Here is a 25,773-nt window from a genome sequence, read left to right as displayed (position 1 = left end):
TATGCAACTTTCACAGCGTGCCGTTGAAGCCCCGGCGAGCCCTATAAGGAGACTCATACCCTACGCCGAAGAAGCAGCGAGAAAAGGAAAGAAGATCTACTATCTGAACATAGGCCAGCCCGACATACCCACACCTAAGGTGTATTTTGAGTACGCCGAGAAGTACAGACCCTCGGTGGTAGCTTACACACACTCGGCCGGCTTGCTGGAGCTGAGAGAGGCCTTCGCACGTTACTATGAGAGGTTCGGTATCCAAGTCAGTCCTTCACACATAATAGTCACCAACGGCGGAAGTGAAGCTGTGATCTTCGCCATGTCGGTGGTCGCAGACCCTGAAGATGAGATCGTCGTGCTCGAACCGTTCTACGCGAACTACGCCGGTTTCGCCAGCCAGCTCGGTATAAAACTCGTGCCGGTGCGGACCTACCCTGAAGATGGCTATGCGGTACCGAAAAAAGAGAAATTCCTTGAAGTGATCGGGCCGAAAACGAAGGCGATCATCTTCTCAAACCCTTCCAACCCTACGGGTGCGGTGTACGATGAGCAGCAGCTGAGGACCATCGCAGACGTTGCGGTAGAGAAAGATCTGTTCATCATTTCTGATGAAGTTTACAGAGAGTTCGTCTTTGACGGCTACAGAGCCATCTCAATGCTGACCTTTGAAGAGATTTCAAACAGGATCATCGTTGTTGACAGCATTTCGAAGAGATACAGTGCGTGTGGTGCGAGGATTGGAACGTTCGTGACGAAGAACAAAGACCTCTACGCGGCAGCGATGAAGTTCGCCCAGGCACGCCTCTGCCCATCGATGATGTCTCAGTACGGTACGATAGGACTGCTGACGCTGGATGAGAACTATTTCCAGCAGATAAGACTCGAGTACCAGGCGAGGCGGGATGTAGTGTACGAGGAGCTCTCGAAAATAGAAGGTGCGGTGTTCAAAAAACCCAACGGGGCCTTCTACATAGCTGCCAAGCTTCCTATCGACAACACGGAGAACTTCGTCAAGTTCATGCTCACCGAGTTCGAAGTGGATGGCAAAACCACCATGGTGGCACCACTGGACGGGTTCTACATAACTCCGGGTGCCGGCGTCAACGAGATGAGGATCGCCTATGTTCTGGACTGCGAGAAGCTGAGAGATGCGGTCAGAATTCTGAATCTGGGAATAGAAGCCTATAGAAAGAAAATGCCATGACCAAAGTTCTGAAATACGGTAGTCTGTTCGCTTTGGCAACGCTGATCTCCAGGGTCACAGGTCTGCTGAGGGACGTTTTTCTTGCGAACAGGTTCGGCGTTGGCGTTGAGTTCGATGCCTACTCCATCGCCATTGCCTTTCCTTTCCTTTTGAGAAGAGCCTTCGCAGAAGGCGCCATGACCTCAGCTTTCATACCGCTCTACAAAGAAAAGCCAGACAAAAACGAGTTCGCATCGGCCGTCGTAACGAGCCTTGGCATAGTGACCATTGGTTTGACGATCTTTGTGGAGATCTTTCCACAGTTCGTGCCCGCACTCCTTGCGAGCGGTGCGAACATGGAAACGAAGCTGCTGGCCGCCGAGCTCGCGCGCATAAGCATGCCTTTCATCGTTTTCATATTCCTCTGGGCCGTACTTTACGCCATACAGAACACGAGCGAGCGATTCTTCTTCCCCGCACTCTCTCCGATGTTCATGAATCTGGGCATCATACTCGGGGTGATCTCATGCGAATTCTTCAGTCCACGCATCGTGGGACCGACCCTTGGTTTCACCCTCGGCGGTGCGGCGATGTTTTTGAGCCTGATACCTGGAGCGAGGAAGGCAGGATTTTCCTACAGACCGACCTTCGCTGGCGTTCGTGATTTTTTCAAACTGTTCTTCCCCGCCCTCCTCGCCATGACGGTTTCTGAGTTCAACGTTCTCATCGATGTGAACGTCGCCGCGCTGGTTGGCCCGGGAAGCGTTTCAATATTGCAGTACGCGAACAGGTTTTACCAGCTACCGTTTGGAGTTTTCGGTGTGGCGATCTCGACGGTGATTTTGCCCCTCATGAGCGGTGAGGGAGAAAGTGGACGGCAACATTTGAAAGATGCGATGAGAACTACCTTCTTTTTGAGTATTCCATCCACAGTCGGTTTGATAGTGCTCAGCGAAAGGCTGATAGTTCTCGTATACCAGCACGGCGCTTTCACACATTCGGATGCGATCAAGACTGCCACGGCTTTGCTCTTCTATTCGTTAGGACTTCCTTTCTACTCAATGATGGCTCTTCTTTCAAGGACGTGCCACGCAAAGAAAGACATGAAACTTCCGTTCAAGGCCACAGTGATCTCTTTTGCGTCCAACGCGGTACTGGACTTCGTGCTCGGCCTGACATTCAAAACCGCAGGCATCGCACTGGCCACGGCCCTTTCTGGTGTCATCGGAATGGCATATTTACTGTTCAAGATCCGACCAGATTTCGATGTCAAGCACTTTCAAAAGGTGCTGCTCTCATCCTTCGTGATGGGGTCTGTGCTCATGGTACTGGACCACGTGAGTCCGTCAAGGCTCTTCACCGTAGCACTGGTCATGATCGGCGCGATCGTCTATCTTTCGCTTTGTCTGGTTCTGAAAGTGGAAGAGGCCCATCAACTCTTCAAGTTCATTCGAAGATGAAACTTGCGTATCCCACGACGTGGGACCTGTCGCCCGACGTGTCACCGCTCGTCGCGTGCTTCAACAATCTCACCTTCGAAAAGCTCTGCATGTAAAGCAAACTCGCCACAGGCGATAGGCCGCACATCGTGATCCTCTCTCTGGCCACCACCTGGTACAGACCTTCGGGATCTTTCTTCAATATTTCATCTATCGCGAGCTGGTCCTTCCACCTGGTGGTTCGATCATCCTCGTAGTGGTTGAAATCGCTGGAAGCTATGACGAGAGTTGAAGGATGATCTCTCAGCAACTGATCCAGAGCGTTCGCGACCGATCTGCACACAGTCAGCCCGACGGGAAACATCGTTATTGGGAGTATCTCGAAGTCTTTGAAAACGTACTGAAGGAAGGGCAACTGGACCTCGAGAGAATGTTCGGCCATGTGGCTTCGGACGTCCGCCGAAGCCTCCTTACAGTTGCTCAGGAACAGCTCGGCCGCCTGACTGCAAACACGAACCTCACCGAGCGGTGTGAGCCAGCTACCCTCGCTCCAGACGCCAATCCGGGCACCGTACCCTGTGTGGTTTGGGCCAAGCAGTACGACCAGTTTCGGATTGCCAAACTTCGCCGCCTCCAAATAACCGTGCGCCGCCACGGGACCACTGTAGATGTACCCGGCGTGTGGGACTATCAACCCGACACACCTTTCAAGAAGTTTTTCTGGCTTCTTGGGTAGCTCTCCTGGACCCAGCTCCGAGGTGAAACAGATTTCGATGAGCTTCGTCAATTCCCTGACCGATGCAGGGTAAAAACTGCCAGAGACAACAGGACTCCTCCTCACGGCTCGATCACCCGCGCGGTGATGAAGATGAGCAGTTCCGTTTTGTCTTTTCTGTCGGTCACGGATCTGAAAATCTGACCTATGAAAGGAAGTTCACCGAGCACCGGGACCTTCGCCACAGTTTTGACAGACTTATCCTGGACCAGGCCACCTATCACCAGAGTCTGGTTGTTCTTCAGGATCACCTCTGTTTCAGCCTGCCTCGTGATCTTACCGTAGGTGTTCATGCCTGAGAGTGCCCGTTCTTTGACTTCGCTGACCTCGGTGTAAACCTTCAGCTGTATGCTACCGTCGTTGCGCACCACTGGTGTGATCCTCAGCTGAATACCGACGTCCATGTAATCGATTATGATCCGACCGTTTTCGTCGATACCGGCAACGAACGGTACACGCTCACCTATCAATATCTTGGCTTCCTTGCCACTCACGGTGACCATTCTTGGACTCGCCAGCAACTCCGTCGTGCTGTTGGACTTCTGCGCCTCGGCGTTCAAAGTCAACTGGGCCCCTCCAAGTATGCTCAGCAGATTCCTGTAATCCACCAGGTCGATCACCGAAGTCGAAAGGTTCAAACTGCCTGAGCTACCGACGTCGATCGTCGCAGGTGGCATGGTCAAGTTGAGGTTAGCCCTTCTGGTGAGCTCGTCCGTCAGAGCCCTGTCGATGAACTGTGCCTCTATCTCCACCTGCTTCAAAGGCTTGGACAACTCATCTATGAGTTTTTCCACTTCTCGCTTGGCTTCAGCACTGATGTTCGTCAAGATGATCAAATCGTTCAGATCGTCCACGTACACCTTTCCCCCGTAAAATTCCACCACGGATTTGATCCGATCGAGGTTGTGGGAGACTCTGTAGATGAACTTCTGCTCCACGGTCGTGTCGGGTGTAGGAACAGGTTTCAGCAGAACGGTTACACCTTCTGATTCGACGAAGCTGTAGCCGTAGTTTTTCTGTACGACATCCTTGAACTGTTCCCAGCTCATGGAAGAAACCTTCATCGTGACGGTCTCCTGCGGGAAGGTCACAAAGATCAACGAAATCCCGAGTTCCCGCGATACAGCCTCCACAACATCCTTGAGCGGGATTCCGTCGCAATCTATTGAAACGGTGTTTTCAGACACCTTCTGCACCTTCAAAGGTTTTTCCTGCTTTTTCTTTTCCTCCTCTGCACGCGCCTGCAGCTGTTTCAGGATCGTTCCGGCGAACCTTTCGTACTCTTCAACTGCTCTGTTAACCGTCCCTTCTTCACCCGAAATGACCACTACGTTCAGAGACGTGAAAGCTTCGAAATCAACCTTCAGACCTATCTTCTCGAGGTACACCCTGAACTCGCTCGCCGGGAACTCCGGTACGAGTTGCCTGACCACCACGGTCACTTTTTTCGGTTCTTCAACCTTGACGGGCACGTTCTCTTCGATGAGCTTCATCAGTTCGAGTGCCTTCGAAATCTGTAACTCCTCACCCTTCAGCAGGAGAAGGTTTTCGATACTGATGGCTTCGACCTTTGCAACACTGCCGATGGCACGGGTCAGAGCTTCAATTGAGATATCCTCCCTGACCTTCACGAGCCTGTACGTGATCTCGGCAGGTTTACCGACCAAGCTTCTGATCCTTTCCAGAAGCTGTTTGGCTCCGTCCAGGGCTTGCTTCTGTCCAACCAGCAGGTAGAAGAACTGAGTTCTTTCGATCCTCACCCTGTAGATCTCGGACAGTAAGAGCTTCAGATCGTTGAAGTCAACGTTCTCGATCGCAGGGACCAGCTCGTACGTCTCGGAGGGCTTTTCGGGCAACATTTTCACGACAGATTCGATCTCCCGTGCCGCGGATTCAAGCTGGTCTCTGTCTTCAGAAGTCATCAGTAACAGGCCGAGCGACCTCAGATTCGCCTCCAGCTTAACATCGAACATGGACTCAACGAGTGTCTTGAGCTCGGCGAACAGTTCCTGATCTATCGCGAGTGGAAGGGCCCTGGTGTGTTTCTCCCTCACGAACATATCTATGAACTTCCTGGCTTTTTCTATCTCATCCTTCGTACCAACAACTTTCAGCACGTTCTCAACGCCGCTCGTTTCTATTCCGTACACCTGGTTCAGGATCGCCGAGACCTGCTGGGTCGTTTCCCTGTCTCTGAGGAAGAACACCTCTGAGAGTCTCGAAGACGTCAAGAACATCATCAAACCTCTTATGAGATCTTCAGCGGTTTCCTGAACCCTTTCCGGTGCCAACAGAACGATGTTGATGTTGCTACCATCTTCGGAAATCACGATCCGCGAACTCGGTATGGCGAGGATCTGCGTCAGTGCGTTCAAGACTTTTTCAGAGTGAGTCTTTGGTACAACGAACCTCCTCATCTGCTGGGAATCGAAAAATCCAAGGTCTCTCAGAACTCCCTTCACGAGTTCTATCCTTTCTTTCTCACCACTCATCACGATCTCGCCGAAGGGCATCTCCTCGATTCCCACATTGAACCTCTTAAGAATTTCGATCGCTTCCTTCGGGTAAATGACTCGAATTCTCTCGTTGACCGTTTCTGGAACTACCTCAGGTTGCTGAACTTCTTGCTGAACCTGTCTCGATCTGACAATCCTTTCGAGCTCTCTCAGATAAATGAACACCCTGTCTAAAGTCTGTGGGTCGGCTTTCAGAACGAACCTGTCCAGACCTTCGAGCAAATGATATTCGAAGCTGTAAAGACCCTTCAACGCGTCCAGCAGTTTCTTTGTCTCTTCTATGAAACCTGGACAAGAAAACTCTCTGGTCTCCACCTGTGGTGTCAGTGAAAGGATTTTGGCTATTATTTCCTGTTCCTGGACGTCTCCATAGACGAACAGCACCGACCTGTTCGCAAGATAGCTCATGACAACGTTCGGCGATAGCAAAGACTCGATCTTCTGAACTAAGCTCTCATCTTTCACCTCGAAGACTCCCCAGAACTTTTGGAAACGTGCGGCGATATCGCTGCGCGTGCCCACGTGAAGCGTTCCGTCGGGCATGTAACTGTAAGCGAGCGGTTCATTGTTCACTCTCACGGTGACGAGGACATTTCTCAGTGCGTCTTCTGGCAGCACGTCATCCAGTTTCAACGAGAGTTTCTGGGTTTTCACTCTGTCTGACAGCACAACGTTCAATTTCAGCTCCTCACACAGATACTTCACCGCCGTTTCCACATCTCCATCCACCAGCGCGAGGCTCAGCCTTTTCTGAGAAGATGGAACAAAGAGTTTCAGCGTTCTTCCAGTGAGGATTGTCTCAGGTTCCCTCGGAACGAGCAGCTGGACCAGGACGAGACTGCCCTGGCGTGTGTTGATGACCCTCAGAGATTCAACAGGTCCATAGGCGATGGGCAGGAAGAAAGAATCCGAAACGGGTCTCACGTCCCGCAGATAAATCGAAATCAGAGACCCCGAGGCGTTTTTCTCCAGATACACGTTCTTCTCGCTTATGTCCGTATCGAACTGCATCGTTAATGTGACACCCGCGGTGCTGAAGGTTGGAGAGATCGTGATCAGAGAAGCTGCGAAGCTGATCATGCTCGCAATTAGAACCAGCAGGAAAACGGTCTTCCTCATTGTCCCCCTCCTCACTTTACAACCAAAAGGTTCCCCGTGGACAGGTCCATAACTACCGCAGCGAAGCTCACCACGTGGACTATCAGGTATCTATTCTCAAGGATCGATCCAACAGGTATTGCAATACCGTTCGAAAACATCACAAAGTTTTCGTTCCCGCCCACGAAGTAACCTTTGAATTTGTAACTGGGCAGCACTTCCAGTTCTGAGAGCGCCTGACGCATCAGTCGCTCTCTGTCGAGCTTCAACACGTAAGGTTCGAAGATGTTCTCAATTGGCTTCGACGTCTCAACGAGCGTTCTGAACCTCTCGATATCTGGATCGTTCAACCTCTTGATCAAAGGCTGGATGACAGCTTCACCAGCACGTGCTGCAGGAGCAGCTGCGGGTGATTTTCGATAGAAGAACAGCATGTAGATGGCCACAGACCAAACTGCAACGAGAACCAGAAGTAAGACTATTAGGCGCTTGTTCATTGCAGCATCACACCCTTTAAGATCATCTTCACACTCAAGTTCGCGTATCTCTGCGCTTGATCTGTGACCACGGGCACGAGCTCCTTTGCTTCTATCTGGAGCAGCTGAACGGTCAAGTTCGCACTCTTCAGCAACTCGTTCAGCAGATTCACCAGCTGATCGGCTCTGCAGGTTCCCTCAACGAGATAAGTTCCGTCCTTCTGTGGTGAAAACGACAGATTCGAAGTTTTCGTAAGATTTTCGAGCTCTTTCAGTGTCATACGAGGTTGAACGGTTTTTTCAAGTTTTGCCAGATACTCTCTCTTCTGCTCCACGTTTCTGTCGTATTCTTCGAGCTTTATGAAAGAATTTTCGAGTTTGAGGACGAGAACCCTGGATCTGAAATACTCGTACACGTCTAAATAGAGCGCAGAACCTAACGCGATGAGCAAGGCCAGCAGGATGGCCAACCTTCTTGGCATAGTTATCTCCTTCCTTCCACAGAAACGCTGGAAATCCTTCTGCCAAGAAATTGCATGAGAACGTCGTACTCCTCACTCTTGTTCACCTTGTATCCCAGCTCTAACAGGGCTTTTTCTAACCGATCGGCCGTTCTGATTATGGCTGGATCGTAGAGTTCGTACAGATCGATCCTCACAGAGTCACCGAAGATCAGCTGTTTCAGGACGATCCAGTTCTGATCGGTCTTCTGCAACGTCTCCAAAATCCTGTGCAGTGGCTGCATTCTGTCGTTGAAGTTTTTGATGTGATTTTCCAGAACGTCTATCTGCGCTTGCAGACGTTTACTGGTCTGAACGAGCTGGTTGTTGATAGAATCCAGCGTCGCGATGATGGTAGTTAGAGATGTGGTACGACTGATTCTGTATTTCTCGGCGATCTTTCCATGACTGATGTAAATAGAGTCGATAACGGAGCGCTTGTAAAAATCCAAAGTGAACCGCATGGCGAGAACTGGCGCGAGCAACGCGAGCATCAGGATCAAGAAGGAAGAAAACTTCAAAACGGGTCTTTTATATCTGAACAAGTTTATTCTTTCCAAATTCTTCACCTCCACGCACCAGAAGACCGATCGTTCCCGCAGGCAAGTCTTTCGCATCGATGCTCAAGCTTAATGGCTGGATCTTTCCCTGCATGGTTTCAACTGCTTCGAAGAGTTTCACATAATGGGGTGTAAACCCTAAAGGATCACAGAAGATGTAGAATTTCGCAACATCCCTTATGGACGATCCTGGCAGGGCTGAGCTGAGCAGGAATATGATCTCCCTCTCCACAGAGTAGGGCAAGTCAACCGTTATGGATTCGAAAACGTTCTTCGCGTTGCTGGATTCTTGCTTGGATAGCTCCTGAACTATCTCCGTCTCGTTGAGACCCGTCTCTTCACTGACTATCGAGATGGTCTCATCCAGAGAATAAGAGAACGTCCTGATGCCCAGCGGTGAGCCAGATACGCACACGGCGACCACACTGTAATCGCGCGTCAGGAGCACCAGCACGCACGCCTCAGGCCCAGGTATTTTCAACAGTTGCAGATACTTGAAGACGTCGGGTATCACCACGTCTGGCAGCGGAAAGCCCGCGGCAGTGATGTTGCTTATCCATTCGTTGAGGCGACGAGTCTTCGTCACCATCACGAGCGCTTTTCCGATGGGATTTCTCACAAAATCGAGTGCTATTTCCGATGAAGAAAGGTTCAGAATCCTCGACATCTCAGCGGTTATGTACGTTCTGAGCTCCGATTTCCTCAATTCCTTGGGAATCTCTAAGGTGTTGAAGAGCACTTCCTCCACCGGAAAGTTCGTTACGACTATGTCCTCCACGTCTGGTCTCAGTTTCTCTTTCAGCGTCTTCAGATGTTCCACAACGTTCCCCTCGTTTCTGACGCTCGCGAAGACTGGTTTCGAGATGATACCTCTGAACTTTCTCGCCCTCGCCCCACTTATCCAGCTTTTTCCCACATCGATCGCGGTTATCATCTTGTGAAATATCTGCACAACATCACCTCTTGATGTTCATCCTCAAAACCACAGGTGGAAAGCTGACAGTCCACTCGTCACTCAGAATACTTCCCGCTCTCATGACAGCAACAGGTGATAACGTTATCGGCCCACCATCGGTCACGATCCTGACCGATCCTTTTGGAACGAGAGTGACCGTGACAACTTTTCTGCCTTTATCCGAAGGAACACACCTCAGCCTTATTTCATCGTTGATCACGCTTATCGTCACGCTCCCAGATGGATTAACACCGTTCACGTAACGCAACGCCGAATAAACCAGACATTTCAGATAGAGCGGCTCAACGTAACTCATGACCCTGTCCAGGACGGGCAAACACGAAAAGATCCCCACGGCAAACGAGACCAGAACCAGCAGTTTGACAACGATCTCGACTAACGTTGAAGATCACCTGCCTATGGTTTGCTGTAGCTGGAAGATCGTTGAATACATGGTCAATGCCATGAACGCTATGAATCCTCCAACGCCCGCGATCAGCATCGGTTCGACTAAAGAAACCAACCTTTTCACACCCGTTCTTATCTGATCTTCGTAGAAGTCCGCCACCTTGAGCAACACTTCCTCGAGCTTTCCCGTCTCTTCACCCGTTCCCACCATCTCGTAAACCAGTTGCGGAAAGACTCCGCTTTCGAGCATCGCCTGTCTAAGACTTGCACCTTCACGTACCCTTTCGCTTATGCGCTTGCTCAACCTGATCAGCCTGGGACTGTTCGATGCGGCAGCAGCCATTTCGACAGCCCTCGTCAGAAGAACGCCACTACCAGTCAGCGTCCCCAAAATCCTGCAGAAACGCTCTACCGCCATCATGTTGCGAAGCTTGGCGAGTGGAGGAAACAGCGTTGCGAGCCATTCCTTCACGTAACTGACGTACCTGGTCCTCGAGAAGATGACGATCCCAACGACGACCAAAACCACTGTGATCAAAACGGAGAGCCAGTGCTCAGAGAGATACCTGTTCGCGTTCATGAGAAATCTGACGATTCCACTGGTTGGTATGCTTCCGAAGACTGAAATCAACCTTGGCAAGATGTAAAACGTTATAAGGAATATCACTCCTATCGCGAACAGTAGAACGAAGGTTGGGTAAGCCATGGCGGATTTGACCTCGTCCTGGAGCTTTTTCGAAGATTCGTAAAAGTCCGCAGCCTTTTCCAGAGCTCTGTCGAGTACGCCACCTTCTTCACCCGACGAAACGAGGTTGATGAATATGGAATCGAACACCTTCTCGTTCCTCAAAGCTTCCGAGAAGGACATACCCATTTCGAGTGATAGTACCAGGTTGGTGATGATCCTCCTGAAACGCGACGAGAACACGTCCTGTCTTGACAGAATGGACAAAGCGTCCTTGAGCCTCACACCGGCGCTCACCATCGTCGCCAGCTGGCGACAGAACACCACGAGCTCGTTCAGATGGACGCCGAACAAAACGAAATCTCTTTTCGAAGCGACAGGCTGAAGCTTCAACACGACGTAGTTCCTTCTTCTGATGAGATCGGCGGCCTGAGACTCGCTGTTGGCTTGAACCGTCCCTTTTATTCTTCTCCCATCGGGGGTTAGAGCCGTGTATTGGAAGTAAGGCACTCAGTTCACCTCTTGAAAAAGTATACTACGAATGGGTGATGAGTGTGAGAATAGACAAGTACCTCAAACAGACCGGGATGATCAAGAGGAGAACGGTCGCTCAGAGGATGATAGAGAGCGGAAAAGTTTCTGTGAATGGAAGGATTGTTAAACCCTCTTATGAAGTGAAAATCGGTGACAAGATAAAGATAATCTTTCCTTTCAAGGAAGTGGAACTGCTCGTCGATCAGCAGGGTAAACCCAAACTTTTGAACGAAACAAAAAAGGACCACATTGATTATGCGGATCCGGCAGACAGCTGAGTTCCTTAGAGAACGACACGCGATGTTTCAGAAGTATTCCCGATGGACTCATCCAATTTCAAACAGCGCCGGGTCACGAAGTTCACTCAGTCAAGTTGAATTTGGAAACGAAGTCGATTCGGCATGCTGCAAGACACATGCGCCGTTCAAATCGAAGCAGGTGCGCGAACGAGTATCTTCATTCGTCCATTAACTCGAGCGATGATAGTTCCACAGGACCGTTTTCGGTACTCAGCGTTAGACTTTCTTCATTTATTTTCAGAAGCTTGCCTCTCAGCACGCCGTTAGCGGTCTTGAAAACGATCATCTGCCCTTCTTTCTGGATCAACATGTTCTTCCAAACCCGCGTGAGCGCCTCTGGTTTTTTCGAGTAAACCTTCAGCGCTTTGTTGATCTGTTTCAGGATTGACGTCATAATGGACAGCTTTTCGAATTCCTCTCCTGTCAGGATCTTCAAACTGGTGGCTTTCTTTTCCAGTTCCTGTGGAATCTCGTTGTTCACGTTCAGGCCGATACCAACGATGACGGCCCTGATCTGTTCTTCTTCGAAGACGGTTTCTGTGAGTATTCCTGCCAGCTTTTTCCCATCCACGTAAACATCGTTCGGCCACTTGAGTTTCGCATCGATTTTCGTACGCTTCAACGCTCTGACGATCGAAACGGCACACAACTTCGTGTAGAAGTTCGGTCGGACACGCTTCCTGGGTTTGAAAAGTATCGAAAACCACAGACCACCTTCCGGTGAATGCCACAACCTGTTGAACCTGCCTCGACCCGCAGTCTGTACATCGGCCACCACAACTGTGCCATGGGGAAACGTTCGCCAGTTTTCTTTCAGAAAGTCGTTCGTTGAACCTATGATCGGAACCCTTACGATGTTTTCACCGATCATCCGTAGAGCATCAGCCTCCAGGCGAAGCTGATCAGTAAACCACTGACAGGACTGATCCACCAAGTGTGGTCAAACCTTTTCACGAAGATCAGCCGGTAGAAGAGTGCTATCAAGAGGGAGAGAAATACGAACAATGGTTTCGATGCGAGTAAGAATATGAAAACTGCCAATCTCTCCGAGATGCCTTCTATGTCAGACATGAACTCGTCTTTCGGATAGAAATTTCTGAAGAAATACGTTACACCAGTTGACACAACCGACATGCCGAGCAGATACAGAACGAACTCGTTCGACAGGTATGAACCTTTCAGCAACCTTACACCCACGATGTTGAAGACGAACGCCGAGGCCAGGCCGACGAGTTCCACCAGGTTGAGGAGGTTACCCTTTGGATAGACCTTCACCCTGACGATGTCCAGCAACGCGTGAACGGTGAAAAACGCTATCAACAGCACTGTGCCCAGTCTTGAGCGCAGAAAGGTGTCGAACGTGAAGGCTAAGATTGCGAAAAGCGACCAGATGATGTGCCCAAGAAGCTTTGAACCCCTGTAGGTCCTTATCTTCGCATTGTTGGTGAACGCATGGTCAGCGACCACGTGTCCGAGAAAAAGGTGCAAAGGTAACACGCCTGCCACCTCCTGCGGTGAAGATCTTGTTCGAAATTTGCTTCATCTTCTCCACCATGATCTCGATCCATACGCTGGTGTAGTACTCCACCTCGATTGGCCCCTCTTCGACTCCCATTTCGTACACCCTTTCGAGTTCCTGAACGGTCTTATCTATCGACCAGTGCTGTCTCACGTAGATTCTACCTCTCGATCTCATCTCGTCGTAGAGTTTTGGATCGGAAAGCAACATCTCCACTTTTTCAACGAACTCCTCCAGCACTGGTTCTTCCAGCAACAACGCACCTTCCTTATCTCTCAAAACGTTCGCAACCCCCATCTTCGCCACGGCCACGACAGGGGTTCCTGCAGCAAGAGATTCGAGCACCACCAATCCCTGCGTCTCGGTCATGGAAGCGAAAACGAACACGTCGGCCTGCTGGTAATAATCGACGAGCCGTTCTCTCGGTAAGGCACCTGTGAAGGTCACTCTATCCTCGATTCCGAGCTGCTTCGCTTCTTCCTCGAGCTGGTTCCTCTCGGGTCCATCACCGACGAGCAGAAGGTGCACATCGTGCTTTTTCTGCAGCAGGTGTGCAAGCACACGCAGCAAGAAAGACACGTTCTTTTCCTTCGCCATTCTCCCAACATAAAGCAACAGTCTGGTTTTTGACGATATTCCGTGCTCTTTGCGGACATCGATAAGCGGAGGTCTATCGAAAGAGTCCACATCTATGCCCGTCGGTATAACGTGAATGGGTCTCACGACACCGTAACTTTCGAGTTCTCGCTTGATGTTTTCGGTCGGTGCGACGATCCTGTTGACCATGTTGCAGAACCAGGCTGAAAACTCTGCCACGCTCTTTCTGGAAGGCGTCAGGGGTTTTGGAATGTAATGTCTGTACTCCACCAGAAGGGTATGGTACGTATGAACGTGCGGGAGCTTCAGATATTTCTGTACCGCCAAAGCCCTCAATCCGAGGGCGAACGGAGCATGGCTGTGAACGATTTCCACGTTCTTGGAACGTACAAAATCGAAAACGGGGAGCAAACGACCATCCACCGGAATCACGTGGTTGGACTCGTACTTGAACTGGGTGCTCTTCAGCACGAGAATCTCGTCATTGCTGTTGCCAACTGTTGTGACCACGTACACCTGATGCCCGCGCTGCTCCAGCGCCCTTTTGTATAGGAAGACCGAGATTGCCACACCGTTCTTCTGAGGCACATAGGTTTCAGTGAACATCGCTATTTTCACGGACTTCACCCCCGAAAACATGAAAACTCAGAAGTGCGGTGATCAAGAAACAGACGACGAATCCTATGCTCATGAGTATGCCGAACTCCCTCAACAGTTCACCTTGGGCAGCCGAGAAGCTCCCGAAGGCCACTATCGTGGTTGCGCTCGACAGAAACACGGACTTGAAGGTCCTGTACGTATGAGATTCATCCCGTCTCAAAATAGCGTGTCTCATGTGGATCAAACCATCAACCCCGAGCCCCAGTAACAGGGGTACCGACAGTAGAGTCATGAAGGTCGCATGAATGCCGAAGATCGTTCCGGCACCGAAAGTGATCACTATTGATGACAGGACTCCCAGTGATATCAGCAAGCTTCCTTTAATCGATCTGATGCTCAGCAGAAGCATCACAAGCACACCGAAAATGGTCAGAAAGGTCAGCTTGTACATGCTCTTTCTCATGTCTTCCATGATCATGTAAAGCATCGCGGGTGTTCCAAAGAATTTGACGCCGTTCGCCACGAGAAAGTTGTGAACAGTTTTCAAATGGTTGCCCTTGTACAGATCTTTCACCGTGTCGGTGTACAGAACGTACATCGTGCGACCGTTCCTTTCGTAGAAGAAAAGCGGCACGTCCTTTTTGAGTTCGTTCAGGATATCGTTCAGATCCTTCGAACTCTTCAACAACCTCAACATATCGAGTATTTGAGGATACATCTCGATCCTTTTGAAAAGGGCCACAAGAAACGGATTGTTAACGGTTTCACTGAGGCTCGCATATAGGTCGAGCGTGCCACCGCTGGGGTTGAACTTGGAGAACTCCATCAAGCTCAGCACAGACAGTGGAGGAATGAAGAGGTTCGATTTTCTCAGCAGTTCATCGATTCTCTTCAGCTCTTCGAGATCCTCTGCTACTACGCACACTTCCCCGAATCCAACCCTCTGAAAGCTCCTCTTCAACTCTGCGAAAGCGATGGCGGATTCTGCGTTTTTGGAAACCAGTCCCGAAGGAGTGTACCAGTACTCCTTCAGGTTCAAAATTCCAAGAGGGATCAAGCCGACGAAGATGATAGAAACAACTATGGCGAACTTTCTGGACTTTCCAGCCAGGAACAGTTTTTTCAGAAATCCAAGTTTCTCTTTCTCTGAAGGCTGGACTTTGAACACAAGTACGAGGGAAGGTAAAAAGAACATCATCGTTAGATAAAAGCAGATCATCCCCAGGATGGAAAAGGTGGCCATCTGAACGAAGGGTCTGGACAATCCAAGATACATCGAACTGAACGCGCCGATGGTCGTCAAAAGGGCCGCCAGACTCGGCTTGGTCAGTTCGGAAAAAGTTTCCCGAATGCTCTGTTCGATTTCCAGCTCCTTCGCATGTTCTGCTATTCGCGACATCATGTGTATACCGTAGTCTATTCCGAGCCCGAGCACCATCGCGTTCACGAAAGAAGTCACTATGTTGATTTCACCGACGATTAATCCTGCCAGACCCAAGGTCAAACACATGCCAATTATCATGGAAACGAACAAGCACAGAAGAACACCCCAGCTTCCATAACCCAGATAAACGAGCAGAGTGATACCAGTCAACGACACCACGGACGTGATAGTGAAATCTTTCTGCACCTGCCTGTTCGACTCGTACACGCCTGCTGGGGTTCCGGTGAACACAAATTTCGTTCCCGTGGCTTTAGTGATCTGCCTCGCTATGCTGCGAAGTTCACCAACGGCCCGGCTGATAGATCCAACATCGCCCAGATTCTGATTCAGCGTGAAGTTGATGAGCATTATTTTCTGATCTGGAGAGACCAGCACGTACTGTTCTATACCCTTTCTTCTGGTGTACGCTTCGGCAAAATCAGAAAGCATGGATAGAGTCGTGAATACCTTTCTCCAGTAAACGAAATCCAGGAAACCACCTTTACCAAGATCCTGAAGGTTCCCCACCTGCCGGAACATCTCCGTGTCGAAGCCGAGAAAGCCGTACTTCACGAACAACTCAGGATTGTCCATCTTCAGTGTTTCTGCTATGTATCCACTCTCTTCGAATCGTTCCTTCAGCAATTCGATGGCTCTCTTCGTTTTCTCGACGTTTCCATCAGTGTAGGCGAGCACTATCAGGGTGTTCGAAGAAAGCTTTTCTGCGAGGAAATCTATCTGCTCCTTGTAAGCCTCGTCGAATTTGTCCGCCAGATTCGTTAGATCTGAATTTATCGAGAGCCTCGTGAAACCAAAAAGGCCAAAGATCACGGTGGAGAGCAAGAACACGATCACGACAGCTTTGGGGTGCTTCGTGACGAGCCCCATCATATCCAGTGCCTCACCACCGTCAGTAGAGCGCCATAAGCGGCGATCCTCACTGACAGAACCAAGATGTCATGTTCACTGGACAGGAGGATCGAATGGAGGAATGCAATCGCGAAAGACAGAGCCTTCGGAAGTCTGAGCCACGTGAGTATGACCGCATAAATTGGTGTGAGAACGTAAGGAAAGAACTGTGCCGGAATTGAGAATACTTTCCGACTCCCGGAGCGCAAAATTGTCAAACCACAGAGTAGAAACATATAAACTAAAAAGGCCACGTTGAGCTCTGCACAGACCTCCAAAGGGTTACTCCCCACGAACGTGAGCTGCACGTGTTTCCAGAAGGCAACAACAACCACGTTGAAGACCACGAACGCAGCCAAGAAGGACCACGGTTCCCGAATTTTGATGAAAGCATCTCTCACGAAAAGTGCTTTCAGGACTTTCATTCCGTCGTGCGCACCTCTACGCCGTACCTCTGTGCGAGCATCTTCAAAGATTCAACGTATTCTTCACCGCTACTTTTGACGTTCACGTACTGCGGTTCTCCGTTCAAAACCTGGTTCAAAATCCTCGCAACGTCCAAATGACTTGTGAGCACTTGCCCTTCAGAACCGAAGTATATCGTGGCCGAATAGACCACCCGCAATCCTTCTTTCTGGAACGCTGCACGCACCAGCTTCTTCGAGCCCGCCACGTTTACCTCGATCCTGTTTTCAAAGGGTTTTCCTTCTTTCGCAAGAAGAGACATGTAATCCGAAATTCGATCGAGCCTCACAGTCATTGCGGCCCCGCCCGAACTGGCAGAAAAACTTCCAGCGGGAAGTTGCCTGACTTCCATCATCAGATTCATTCTCTGTCTCAGCGTCATCAGAAACTGCTGAATGGGCGAAATCAGCACTACCTTTGGGAAAGGTTGTACTTCAAAGATCTCCTTGCCTGCCCCTGCCTGGAACTGAAAAAACAACGCCACGATCAGACAGAACGAAAAACAGATCGTGGCAAAACCGAAGGGCGTCATTGGATCAGCCCCAGCAGAACTTCCAGACCCTTAGCGATGAATGGATCTTCCAAGTTGACCTCAACGATCTTTTTCGTGTAGTCGTACACGAGAGCTTCTCTTGGTTTTTCACTTTCCTCCTGAACCAGGACGTCTGGCTCGATTCCTATCCTGTGGATATCTTTACCAGAAGGTGTCATGTACCTTGCCGTTGTCAGATAGAGTGTTCCTCCGTTGGCCAGGGGGAATCCCGTCTGAACCGAACCTTTTCCAAACGTTCTTTGACCGACGATCTTTGCCACGTTGTGATCTTTCAGGGCCCCCGTGAGGATTTCGGATGCGGATGCAGACCCCCTGTTAACCAGGATCACCACTGGGACGTTGGGGTAATTGTTTCCCTTCGATTCGTACACTTCTTCGACGCCGTAAGCGTTCCTCGTCTTCACGATTATTCCCTTGTCGATGAAGTAACTCGCGACGTCTATCGCACTGTTGAGATAACCTCCCGGATTGTTCCTGAGATCCAGTACGATACCTCGAACACCCTTCTGGAAAATCTCATTCAGCGCCGAAGCCATTTCCTGGGAAGTTTTTGCGCCAAAGCGGGTGATCATGATGTAACCGATCCGTCCCTTCTGAGTCTCGATGTAGGCATGTTTCACAGGTATGATCTGTATGACCTCCCTGGTGATCTCGAACGTCAAGAGCTCCTGTACACCCTCTCTCAGAACTTTTATCTTCACCGTCGTGCCGGGCTGGCCTCTCAGCTTTCTAACCGCCTCCATGTACTGCATCTCGCTCACGGGCTGGTCGTCTATGGAGACGATCCTATCTCCAGGTTTCAGACCGGCACGCCACGCGGGTGTTCCGTACATGGGTGCTATGACTTTCACCGCCTTGTACTCGCTGTCGTAAGTCACCTCTATGCCCAGTCCACCGTATTCGCCTTCCATTTCTATCTGCTTTTCCTCAACCTCTTCCGGTCCCTCGTAGTAAGAAAAATCGTCTCCAAGACCTTTCACCAAACCGTCGATAGCAGAGTCGATGAGCTTGTTGAGATCGATGTTGTCCCTTTCATAGTACGCGTTCAGGATGTAGGAGAGCGTCTGGTAGAAAGGCGTCAACGCCTTGTCTACATCCTTCGGGCTCACCGCGCCACTCAAAAGCCAGCTCGTCAGCAGGACGACAACACCGATCACTACGACGACAAAAACGTTTTTCCTCATGTTAATCCCTCCAATCCATCGCTTTCCTGGCAAACACCATGTAAGCCGTGTGCGCGACCATCCTGTCGAAAGGCCTGAGTCTCTCCGCAACAGGCTTGTACTGTCTGAAAAGACTCTCCCAGACCTCAACGTTCAGGAAGGGAAACTTCGAAAGCTCTTCGAGCACCCGCTGAACCTGGTTAGTTGTTGGGCACACGATCGCGAAGTTCCCAGAACCATTCAAAGCTTCGTAACATTGACGAACGTAGTTCCACGGATCTGGAACGTCCAAGAAGATCGCATCGACCGTTTCGTCAAAACCTTCAGAGATATCCTTCAACTTGATCTCCACCCTGTCCATCAATCCCCACTTCTTCAGATTCTCTTCCGCGAGCCTTTTGAACTCTTCTCTCCTTTCATAAGCATACACTTTTCCAGTGGTGCCCACCGCTCGAGCCAGTGCGGCACACATGGCCCCGCTACCCACACCGGCATCGATGACGGTTTTTCCTTCCTGAACATCGAGCATGAGCAGGACGAAGCCCATATCCTTTGGATAAACTATCTGCGTCTGTCGTTTCATCTTGTAGATTTCATCGACGAAACGTGGCTTCATGACGTAGAAACGTTTTCCTGTATGGGTTTCACAAACACTTCCATAACTTTTCCCCACGAGCGAAGGTAAGTCTATCACGCCATGATGTGTCTGAAGTTTCCCTTCCTGAACCGTGAAAAGAAAAGAACGTCCATCTTCGAACACCGCCAAGACTCTGTCACCGAGTCGAACAGAGTTCACGATCATTCACCTTCCACAGGCCAGCGAGTCCAGAAATGTCTCGCAAAACCGAACCTGATATCTACCATCCTGCTGAGCACATCGCGCCTGGAACCGTCCAGCAAGAAATAGACAGCTTCTATACCTGGAAAGTTCTCAAAAATGGTTCTCAGAACCTGATGCACGAAGTACCGTTCCTGTGTGAAATCGAAGATACTGACAGCAGAACTCTTCAGATCCACGATCAAACGCTGCTCCACGAAGAAATAAGCCCTGAGGGCATCGTTCGGGACAAAACTCTTCAGGCCTCTCGGCGGACTGGCCAGCCTGTCGAAGATGGATTTCACCAGATCTGAGTTTTCATCAACATTCTCTTCGACGCGAACAGGTTTGAGTTCATCGTTGAGATAGAACAGCACCAGCTGTCTCGCCAGTAACGTAACTGACAATCCCAACAGGATGAGGATCGCTATTTTCCTCATCGCAAAAGTTCCTCCAGGAACTTCTCCAAGTCGGGAAGCTTCGTTTCGTCTTCCAGAAGAACCAACATCGTCATAGTCTGAGGTGGTAAGACGATCAGGGGACAGATTTCGAGTTTCAGAGAAAATCTCTCGCAGAGCATTCCTGCCAATTTTCTAACCTCAGCGTAAGTGGGCCAGTCGACGCCGTCATACTCCGGTACGTACGGTCGAATTATGACCCTGTTGTCCCCCCGAGCATAGAAAAGTACGAGTTCGTCAGCGTTGATGGTTGTCGACTTGTCACTCAGCTCTAAGATGCGCACTCTGGAAACGGAAAATTCCTTTCCGATAACGAGACGAATGAGCCCTTTGAAGCTGATCTGTTGCTTGATCGACTCACCTTGATCGCGTGCAAATCTGGCCACCGTCTGACCCGGTGGGTACAACCTGTTATTGTAGAAAACGTACCCATCACTGTTGAAAAGTATGCTTTCCACGTCCTGCGATACCTTCAACCTTTCTTCTCCCCCGTAGTGAACTTCGATGACATCCTGAACCTTTTGAATTTCGTAAATCCACATGTTTGGTAAAATCAATTTTTCCTCTCCCATCACGAACGGTAATCCGAAGATCTTCAATGTCTCGATCAGATCGACGCCTTCGCTGCGTTTACTCACCCCATCCAAACTGATGAACTTCGAAAACGAGTCAAAACCGACCGTGTGCCCGTTCCAGACGATGTAGTTGAAATTCCCAACGTTCCCAACCACAGGAGGTTCAAAACCCATGAGTTCGAAGTAGCGTTCCACGAGTCCTACGAATTTATCCCATTCCAGCAACTTACCCTCGGGCAGATTGAGGATCGGCTGATCTCCGAAGAATACTTGAACAGCAAAAACGTGTAGAAAGAGCAGAGAAAAAATCACGGTGAATCTGGCTTTCAATACTTGAACGCACTCCTTCCGATGAATTCCCTCAGTATGGAAGTCCTGGGGATGTCCTCCAAGTTCGTGATGGGTAAGAAATAATCCAGCAACTTCATCAGTCTCAGCGCTTCGGTGTATTCTCGCTCCTCCGGTGGCACCTGAACGAGCAATTGTTCGGCGAAGACTTTGAGAACAGCCCATTCGTAGACGATGGCGGAGTTGAACATCACATCGGCTTCTTCCTGGAAAGGAAAGATGTACCTTTCTTCGCCTCTCCTCACACTCGGCCACATCTTGAGCGTGTCTAAGGCACTGTGACCTCTGAACTTGTAATCTCTTATGATCCTCCTCAGAAGACGTGTGTCCGTGGTGGTTATTCTGTTGTGTGGATCCAAATTCAGCTGCGTCAGAGCACTGACGTAAATTTTGAACTTCATCGACCTATCGATGCTCTCGGTGAGTTTCTCGTTCAACCCATGGATTCCTTCGACCACTATCGGCTGGTTTTTGTCCAGCTTTATCTTCTGTCCCGTCCAGATGCGTTTGCCAAGTTTGAAATCGAACTTCGGTAGCTCCACTTCTTTTCCCTCGATGAGCATCGAAAGATGTTCGTTGAACAGTTTCAAATCTATCGCTTCCAAGGCTTCGAAATCGTAATTGCCTTGCTCATCCCTTGGAGTCAGCTCTCTGTCCACGAAGTAATCATCGAGTGACACGACGAGGGGTTTGAATCCATGGACGCGCAACTGGACCAGAAGCCTCTTGGCGAACGTGGTCTTCCCCGACGAAGAAGGGCCGGCTATCAGTATCAACCTCGCCTTGCTGTTCGCAAACTGTTCGGCGATCTGAGAGATCACTTTCTCGTGCAGTGCTTCGTTTATGATCATCAGCTCAGCAACTTCACGTTCACCCTTGGAAATGATCTCGTTCAGATCCGCCACCGTTCTGATGCCTATCACATCGAGCCACCTGGCGTACTCGTGAAAGACCGAAGAGAGCTTGACCAGCGGTTTCGGTGGGTTGACGTTCAAAGGATCTTTTTGATCTGGCAAGATAAGCAGAAAACCGTCGTTCTCCTTCACCAGATCGAACCATTTCAGTACCCCCGTGCTCGGTGGCATGTAACCGTAATAATAATCGTAGTGATCACCGCATCTGTACAACTTTATCGATTTCTTCTTTCTGAACCTGAAAAGCCTGATCCTGTCTTCGTCACCCTGTTGAATGAAGATCTTGAACGCTTCATCCTTGTAATACTCGTTTTTCTCGAAGGGAAGATCGTGCGCCACGATCTGATTCATTCTGGCCTTCACTCTTTGAATTTCTTCTTCGGAAAGTGGTTGAACCTTCCCATCGCACCTGAGTTCACAGTAGAGCGCGTTACCAAGAGAGTGCAACACCCACAGCTGACATCCGGGATAGAGTTCCTTCAGTGCCATGTTCAGCACGAAGAGCACCCCGCGCTGGTATATCCTCAGACCATCCAGGCAGCGAAGGTCTATGAATTCAACCGTGCCACCCCTATCCAGAGGCCTCGTGAGCTCGACGATCGTGTTGTCAAGCCTCGCGGCCACTATAGGTGTATCGTGGTATTTCCAACATCGCTTCGCGTGTTCCAAGAGTTTCTCCCCGGCTGGAATTTGGATCTCCTCGTTCGTGTCCAGTATCTTGAGGGTGAAAAGCCTCAAGGCGGATCACCCCACACTTGAATGACTTCGCGATCAGTGATAGAATTATATCACGGTGAACGTTGGGGCGTCGCCAAGCTGGTAAGGCATCGGACTTTGGATCCGACATTCGGAGGTTCGAATCCTCCCGCCCCAGCCAAAAAGTGGGCCCGAAGGCCCACTTTCATTTTTGCTGTGAAGAGCTCTGTGACATTTCTTCGAGCTCTTTCATCGCCGCCTCAAAGTCTATGTAGTTGGGGTTGAGTCTCTGGAGCTGATCGAGATAGAACTTGGCAGACGTTGCGTCCTTTAGCTCCTTTGACAAATCGTAAAGATTGTAACAGGCGCTGGTGCGCAGTTCCGTCGCCACGGATGTATCCAGAACTATTGAAGCCAGTCCAGCTTCTATTTCGAGTATGCTTTGAAGCAACGTCTGAGCACCCACGATCGAGATGTAAGGTTTGATGGCCGAATAGAGCTGCGTGAAGTAATTGTATTTGATCTGGGGATCTTTTCTATCGATCTCGTACATCCTTCTGGCCACCTGCAGCAACGATGGGTACTGTTCATAAAGGTAACGTACCAGGGCTTGCTTCTTGCCCTTGAGATTTTCTTCCACGTCACCCAAATCCTCCATCTTCTCAGCGAGCACAACGTAGGCGCTCTTGAGTGTATCTGGTGCTTCGGGAGACACACTTCCATCTTCGAGAAAGATCTTCTTTGCAAGCTCCTTTTCGAGTTCCACCAGCTCGGATTGACTGGCAGCTTCGCTGATCCTGTCCCAGTAGGACAAAACCTCGTCGACTATGCGAAGCTCGATGCTCTTGTTTTTCACGTATTCTTCGTACCATTTCTCCATCGCTTCGTTCTGAAGGGTGGATCGCTCTGTTTCGTAAAACTCGCTGAGCGCAAAGCTCGCAAAATCTTTAATGGTCGTAACATCTTTCACCCGTACCACGAGCCAGAGATCGGACAGCTTGAAGGGACCGACGACGCTGTTCGGAGTTGCGGAGAACAGCTTTTCATCGATTTCTTTATCAAAGATACCCCTCTTAAAGTTGTTCAAAGGCGTCGTTTCAAGGTTCATCTGACTCGCAGCCTGGTCGAACGTCAAGTTCGACAGCATCGAGACGAACTTTTTCGCATCTTCTTCTTTCTCAAACCATGCCACGTCAAGGTTGGCCGAGTCGTACCTGTTCCTGATATCCTCGAAGTGTTCCTCGAAGTACTTCTTCATTTCATCTTCGCTGATATCTGCCACTTTGTTCTTCACCTTGTCGAGGATCATCTGTTTTTCTACCGACGGCTTCAACATCTTGTCCACGTAAGTCTCAACCGAACCGAAACGCTGTTTGACGTACTGCGCGAACGCTTCATTTTTCTTTATTTCGTTCACATATTCTTCGAGCTTGGCCTCGATCTCCTTCTTCGCCGGCAAGAGCTTGTTTTCTTTCGCGTACAGTAAAATGGCACGTTCCTTCAACATTTCCTTCAGCAAATTGGCCTTCTGTGGGGGCTCTTCGAACAATGGATCAAAACTCCCCACTCCATAGTTCGCAAGGAAGTTTGAATACTCCGATTCTAGTTCGATCCTTGAAACCCTGCTCCAGGAATCTTTCGGTATCTGCCCACCGACGACCACGTATCCTACCGCTTCCACTTCAGCTTCGCTGCTTCTGGACCTCGCGGATATGTACTCTGCGACCGACCACCAAGCGATTCCCGCGATGAACGAAGCCGCAATGATCCAGACAATGACGTTCTGCCACTTCTTGAACCATTCCCTCATGACCCAGCACTCCCTTCTTCTTCATCCAAGGCTTCATCCAAACGCTGGCTGACGAGTGGGAACGCGATAACGTCCCTTATTGAGGGTGAATCCGTCAGAAGCATGATGAGCCTATCTATGCCTATACCCAAACCACCCGTCGGAGGCATGCCGTACTCCAGCGCCCTCACGAAATCCCAGTCCAATCGGTGTGCTTCCTTATCACCGGCTTCGAGGAGCTTCGCCTGCGCTAAGAAACGTTCCAGTTGCTCTTGAGGATCGTTCAATTCGCTGAAAGCGTTACCGAGCTCCATACCACAAACGATGGGCTCAAACCTCTCAGTGAGTCTGGGATCTTGCCTGTGTCTCTTCGCCAGTGGTGATATCTCGACCGGGTGGTCCATCAGGAAGGTCGGCTGAACGATCTGATCTTCGACGAGGTCCCACAGCTTCTCGATCATCTTGCCCCTGACCTTGAGCTCTGGTTCGACACCCCTTTCCTTCAAGTAAGAGTACAGCTGCTCATCACTGTCCTCAAGAATGTCCACCCCAAGTTTTTCTTTGATGAACTCGTGCATTCTTATGCGTCTCCACGGTGGTGTGAAATCGAGTTCAACACCCTGGTAACGGATCCTGTAGGTGCCAAAAAGGTGATGGACAAGACTCGAAACCATCTGCTCGGTGAGTTCCATCATATCGCTGTAATCGGCATAGGCCTGATATATCTCGATCGATGTGAACTCTGGACTGTGCTTATAGGATATTCCCTCGTTCCTGAAGTTCTTTCCTATCTCGAAAACCTTCTCGAAACCGCCGACTATGTAACGTTTCAAGTGAAGCTCCGGAGCGATTCTGAGATAAACATCACAATCGAGTGCTTCCAGCCTCGTTACGAAGGGTTTCGCACTTCCACCGCCGGGTATGAAGTTCAAGATGGGCGTTTCGACTTCCACGAATCCTCTCTCCGTGAGGAACTGTCTGATGAAGGCTATGGCTCTGTATCTGATCTTGAACCTTTCTATGGTGCTGTCGTTCGCGATCATATCGACGTACCTCTGCCTGTACGCCAGCTCTTTATCCTTAAGCCCGTGCCATTTCTCCGGAAGGGGTCTCACAGCCTTGCTCAAAAGTTGAAACTCCTCGACGAATATCGTCAGCTCACCGGTCCTGCTCTTGAACGGGAAACCCTTGATTCCGATGATGTCACCAGCGTCGATGTACTTTTTGAAAAATTCGTAGGCGGCTTCACCGACCGCATCCTGCTTGATGTAGGCCTGGATCCTCCCATCGAAATCCTTAATGGTGAAGAAACAGGATTTTCCGTGCAGTCTGATGGTCATTATGCGGCCCGCGGTGGCGATTTTTTCGTTTTCAAGAACCTCTGATGGATTCAAATGTCCGAACTTTTCCCGTATCTGGCCGCTCGAGTGAGTTTTTTCGAACCTGTAAGGATAGGGATTGATCCCTATTTTCCTTACTTCACTTATTTTCTGCAGTTTCTGATTGCGGATCTCGTGAGCCACAC

At 50.0% G+C, this 25,773-nt stretch carries 24 protein-coding genes and 1 tRNA gene; 4 read left to right on the top strand and 21 right to left on the bottom strand.

Features of this window, described 5'->3' with window-relative positions:
• Position 1 precedes the first annotated feature (1 nt).
• A complete protein-coding gene (locus TSP01S_RS03540) occupies positions 2–1,198 on the top strand; it encodes a pyridoxal phosphate-dependent aminotransferase (protein WP_041076525.1) in 1,197 nt (398 codons plus the stop codon).
• Positions 1,195–2,637 (top strand): murein biosynthesis integral membrane protein MurJ, encoded by a 1,443-nt coding sequence (gene murJ / locus TSP01S_RS03535; protein ID WP_041076523.1) that lies wholly within the window; start codon positions 1,195–1,197, stop codon positions 2,635–2,637. The genes TSP01S_RS03540 and murJ overlap by 4 nt, the downstream gene beginning before the upstream one ends.
• Here murJ and amrB read toward each other — a convergent pair.
• The 8 genes from amrB to TSP01S_RS03495 all read right to left on the bottom strand — a co-directional run bounded on the left by amrB (position 2,624) and on the right by TSP01S_RS03495 (position 11,099).
• Positions 2,624–3,457, bottom strand: a complete 834-nt coding sequence (amrB, locus tag TSP01S_RS03530) for an AmmeMemoRadiSam system protein B (protein WP_041076521.1) — start codon at positions 3,455–3,457, stop codon at positions 2,624–2,626. The two genes, murJ and amrB, sit on opposite strands and share 14 nt — an antisense overlap.
• The gene (locus TSP01S_RS03525) at positions 3,454–7,026 is read right to left on the bottom strand and encodes a type II secretion system protein GspD (RefSeq protein ID WP_041076518.1); all 3,573 of its coding nucleotides are present in this window, start codon (positions 7,024–7,026) and stop codon (positions 3,454–3,456) included. The genes amrB and TSP01S_RS03525 overlap by 4 nt, the downstream gene beginning before the upstream one ends.
• A gap of 11 nt (positions 7,027–7,037) precedes the next feature.
• Positions 7,038–7,502, bottom strand: a complete 465-nt coding sequence (locus TSP01S_RS03520; protein ID WP_041076516.1) for a hypothetical protein — start codon at positions 7,500–7,502, stop codon at positions 7,038–7,040.
• The gene (locus TSP01S_RS03515) at positions 7,499–7,963 is read right to left on the bottom strand and encodes a hypothetical protein (protein ID WP_041076514.1); all 465 of its coding nucleotides are present in this window, start codon (positions 7,961–7,963) and stop codon (positions 7,499–7,501) included. The genes TSP01S_RS03520 and TSP01S_RS03515 overlap by 4 nt, the downstream gene beginning before the upstream one ends.
• 2 nt (positions 7,964–7,965) lie before the next feature.
• The gene (locus TSP01S_RS03510; RefSeq protein WP_041076512.1) at positions 7,966–8,541 is read right to left on the bottom strand and encodes a hypothetical protein; all 576 of its coding nucleotides are present in this window, start codon (positions 8,539–8,541) and stop codon (positions 7,966–7,968) included.
• A complete protein-coding gene (locus tag TSP01S_RS03505; RefSeq protein ID WP_041076509.1) occupies positions 8,513–9,493 on the bottom strand; it encodes a type IV pilus biogenesis protein PilM in 981 nt (326 codons plus the stop codon). Before TSP01S_RS03505 ends, TSP01S_RS03510 begins: the two co-directional genes overlap by 29 nt.
• 4 nt (positions 9,494–9,497) lie before the next feature.
• Positions 9,498–9,833, bottom strand: a complete 336-nt coding sequence (locus TSP01S_RS03500; protein WP_041076507.1) for a hypothetical protein — start codon at positions 9,831–9,833, stop codon at positions 9,498–9,500.
• A gap of 72 nt (positions 9,834–9,905) precedes the next feature.
• Entirely contained in the window at positions 9,906–11,099 is a 1,194-nt protein-coding gene (locus TSP01S_RS03495; protein ID WP_041076505.1) for a type II secretion system F family protein, read from the bottom strand.
• Positions 11,100–11,143: 44 nt separating this feature from the next.
• Here TSP01S_RS03495 and TSP01S_RS03490 point away from each other — a divergent pair, with 44 nt between their 5' ends.
• Entirely contained in the window at positions 11,144–11,401 is a 258-nt protein-coding gene (locus tag TSP01S_RS03490) for a S4 domain-containing protein (protein ID WP_041076503.1), read from the top strand.
• Positions 11,402–11,579: 178 nt separating this feature from the next.
• Here the strand turns inward: TSP01S_RS03490 and TSP01S_RS03485 are convergent, their stop codons facing one another.
• Genes TSP01S_RS03485 through TSP01S_RS03435 form a run of 11 tightly spaced genes read right to left on the bottom strand, consistent with a single transcriptional unit; the run spans position 11,580 to position 22,501 of the window.
• Entirely contained in the window at positions 11,580–12,293 is a 714-nt protein-coding gene (locus TSP01S_RS03485; RefSeq protein ID WP_041076501.1) for a biotin--[acetyl-CoA-carboxylase] ligase, read from the bottom strand.
• The gene (locus TSP01S_RS03480; RefSeq protein ID WP_041076500.1) at positions 12,290–12,919 is read right to left on the bottom strand and encodes a hypothetical protein; all 630 of its coding nucleotides are present in this window, start codon (positions 12,917–12,919) and stop codon (positions 12,290–12,292) included. Before TSP01S_RS03480 ends, TSP01S_RS03485 begins: the two co-directional genes overlap by 4 nt.
• Complete coding sequence (locus TSP01S_RS03475; protein ID WP_041076498.1) at positions 12,879–14,156, bottom strand: glycosyltransferase family 4 protein; 1,278 nt, start codon at positions 14,154–14,156, stop codon at positions 12,879–12,881. Before TSP01S_RS03475 ends, TSP01S_RS03480 begins: the two co-directional genes overlap by 41 nt.
• Complete coding sequence (locus tag TSP01S_RS03470) at positions 14,134–16,452, bottom strand: efflux RND transporter permease subunit (RefSeq protein ID WP_052463483.1); 2,319 nt, start codon at positions 16,450–16,452, stop codon at positions 14,134–14,136. The genes TSP01S_RS03475 and TSP01S_RS03470 overlap by 23 nt, the downstream gene beginning before the upstream one ends.
• Positions 16,449–16,895 carry a hypothetical protein gene (locus tag TSP01S_RS03465; RefSeq protein WP_041076494.1) on the bottom strand — a complete coding sequence of 149 codons (447 nt, stop codon included), beginning with the start codon at positions 16,893–16,895 and terminating at the stop codon, positions 16,449–16,451. Before TSP01S_RS03465 ends, TSP01S_RS03470 begins: the two co-directional genes overlap by 4 nt.
• Entirely contained in the window at positions 16,892–17,467 is a 576-nt protein-coding gene (locus TSP01S_RS03460; protein ID WP_041076491.1) for a hypothetical protein, read from the bottom strand. Before TSP01S_RS03460 ends, TSP01S_RS03465 begins: the two co-directional genes overlap by 4 nt.
• Positions 17,464–18,672: a S41 family peptidase gene (locus tag TSP01S_RS03455; protein WP_041076489.1), complete on the bottom strand. Its 1,209-nt coding sequence runs from the start codon at positions 18,670–18,672 to the stop codon at positions 17,464–17,466. Before TSP01S_RS03455 ends, TSP01S_RS03460 begins: the two co-directional genes overlap by 4 nt.
• A 1-nt stretch (position 18,673) precedes the next feature.
• Entirely contained in the window at positions 18,674–19,450 is a 777-nt protein-coding gene (locus TSP01S_RS03450; protein WP_041078393.1) for a tRNA (adenine-N1)-methyltransferase, read from the bottom strand.
• Positions 19,450–19,908, bottom strand: a complete 459-nt coding sequence (locus tag TSP01S_RS03445) for a GerMN domain-containing protein (RefSeq protein WP_041076487.1) — start codon at positions 19,906–19,908, stop codon at positions 19,450–19,452. The genes TSP01S_RS03450 and TSP01S_RS03445 overlap by 1 nt, the downstream gene beginning before the upstream one ends.
• The gene (locus TSP01S_RS03440) at positions 19,905–20,831 is read right to left on the bottom strand and encodes a DUF4941 domain-containing protein (protein WP_041076485.1); all 927 of its coding nucleotides are present in this window, start codon (positions 20,829–20,831) and stop codon (positions 19,905–19,907) included. The genes TSP01S_RS03445 and TSP01S_RS03440 overlap by 4 nt, the downstream gene beginning before the upstream one ends.
• Positions 20,828–22,501, bottom strand: a complete 1,674-nt coding sequence (locus TSP01S_RS03435) for a uridine kinase family protein (protein ID WP_041076483.1) — start codon at positions 22,499–22,501, stop codon at positions 20,828–20,830. Before TSP01S_RS03435 ends, TSP01S_RS03440 begins: the two co-directional genes overlap by 4 nt.
• A 63-nt stretch (positions 22,502–22,564) precedes the next feature.
• Here TSP01S_RS03435 and TSP01S_RS03430 point away from each other — a divergent pair.
• Positions 22,565–22,640: transfer RNA gene (locus tag TSP01S_RS03430), tRNA-Gln, on the top strand.
• A 24-nt stretch (positions 22,641–22,664) separates the two neighbouring features.
• Here the strand turns inward: TSP01S_RS03430 and TSP01S_RS03425 are convergent.
• Together TSP01S_RS03425 and lysS are read right to left on the bottom strand one after the other, a co-directional pair.
• Positions 22,665–24,269 (bottom strand): peptidyl-prolyl cis-trans isomerase, encoded by a 1,605-nt coding sequence (locus TSP01S_RS03425; protein WP_041076481.1) that lies wholly within the window; start codon positions 24,267–24,269, stop codon positions 22,665–22,667.
• Positions 24,266–25,771, bottom strand: coding sequence for a lysine--tRNA ligase (lysS, locus tag TSP01S_RS03420; protein ID WP_041076479.1), 1,506 nt, complete (start codon positions 25,769–25,771; stop codon positions 24,266–24,268). Before lysS ends, TSP01S_RS03425 begins: the two co-directional genes overlap by 4 nt.
• Positions 25,772–25,773 lie beyond the last annotated feature (2 nt).

Origin of the sequence: Thermotoga caldifontis AZM44c09 (assembly GCF_000828655.1) — a bacterium.
Taxonomy (GTDB): domain Bacteria; phylum Thermotogota; class Thermotogae; order Thermotogales; family DSM-5069; genus Pseudothermotoga_A; species Pseudothermotoga_A caldifontis.
The sequence above is the reverse complement of the archived record's forward strand: the minus strand, read 5'-3'. Positions and strand labels throughout refer to the sequence as shown.

What these genes read in the sequence shown, in the direction of transcription:
- TSP01S_RS03540 (WP_041076525.1), top strand. Translation starts at nt 2, where the DNA reads ATGCAACTTTCACAGCGTGCCGTTGAAGCCCCGGCGAGCCCTATAAGG.
- murJ (WP_041076523.1), top strand. Translation starts at nt 1,195, where the DNA reads ATGACCAAAGTTCTGAAATACGGTAGTCTGTTCGCTTTGGCAACGCTG.
- TSP01S_RS03525 (WP_041076518.1), bottom strand. Translation starts at nt 7,026, where the DNA reads ATGAGGAAGACCGTTTTCCTGCTGGTTCTAATTGCGAGCATGATCAGC.
- TSP01S_RS03520 (WP_041076516.1), bottom strand. Translation starts at nt 7,502, where the DNA reads ATGAACAAGCGCCTAATAGTCTTACTTCTGGTTCTCGTTGCAGTTTGG.
- TSP01S_RS03515 (WP_041076514.1), bottom strand. Translation starts at nt 7,963, where the DNA reads ATGCCAAGAAGGTTGGCCATCCTGCTGGCCTTGCTCATCGCGTTAGGT.
- TSP01S_RS03485 (WP_041076501.1), bottom strand. Translation starts at nt 12,293, where the DNA reads ATGATCGGTGAAAACATCGTAAGGGTTCCGATCATAGGTTCAACGAAC.
- TSP01S_RS03470 (WP_052463483.1), bottom strand. Translation starts at nt 16,452, where the DNA reads ATGATGGGGCTCGTCACGAAGCACCCCAAAGCTGTCGTGATCGTGTTC.
- TSP01S_RS03465 (WP_041076494.1), bottom strand. Translation starts at nt 16,895, where the DNA reads ATGAAAGTCCTGAAAGCACTTTTCGTGAGAGATGCTTTCATCAAAATT.
- TSP01S_RS03460 (WP_041076491.1), bottom strand. Translation starts at nt 17,467, where the DNA reads ATGACGCCCTTCGGTTTTGCCACGATCTGTTTTTCGTTCTGTCTGATC.
- TSP01S_RS03455 (WP_041076489.1), bottom strand. Translation starts at nt 18,672, where the DNA reads ATGAGGAAAAACGTTTTTGTCGTCGTAGTGATCGGTGTTGTCGTCCTG.
- TSP01S_RS03445 (WP_041076487.1), bottom strand. Translation starts at nt 19,908, where the DNA reads ATGAGGAAAATAGCGATCCTCATCCTGTTGGGATTGTCAGTTACGTTA.
- TSP01S_RS03425 (WP_041076481.1), bottom strand. Translation starts at nt 24,269, where the DNA reads ATGAGGGAATGGTTCAAGAAGTGGCAGAACGTCATTGTCTGGATCATT.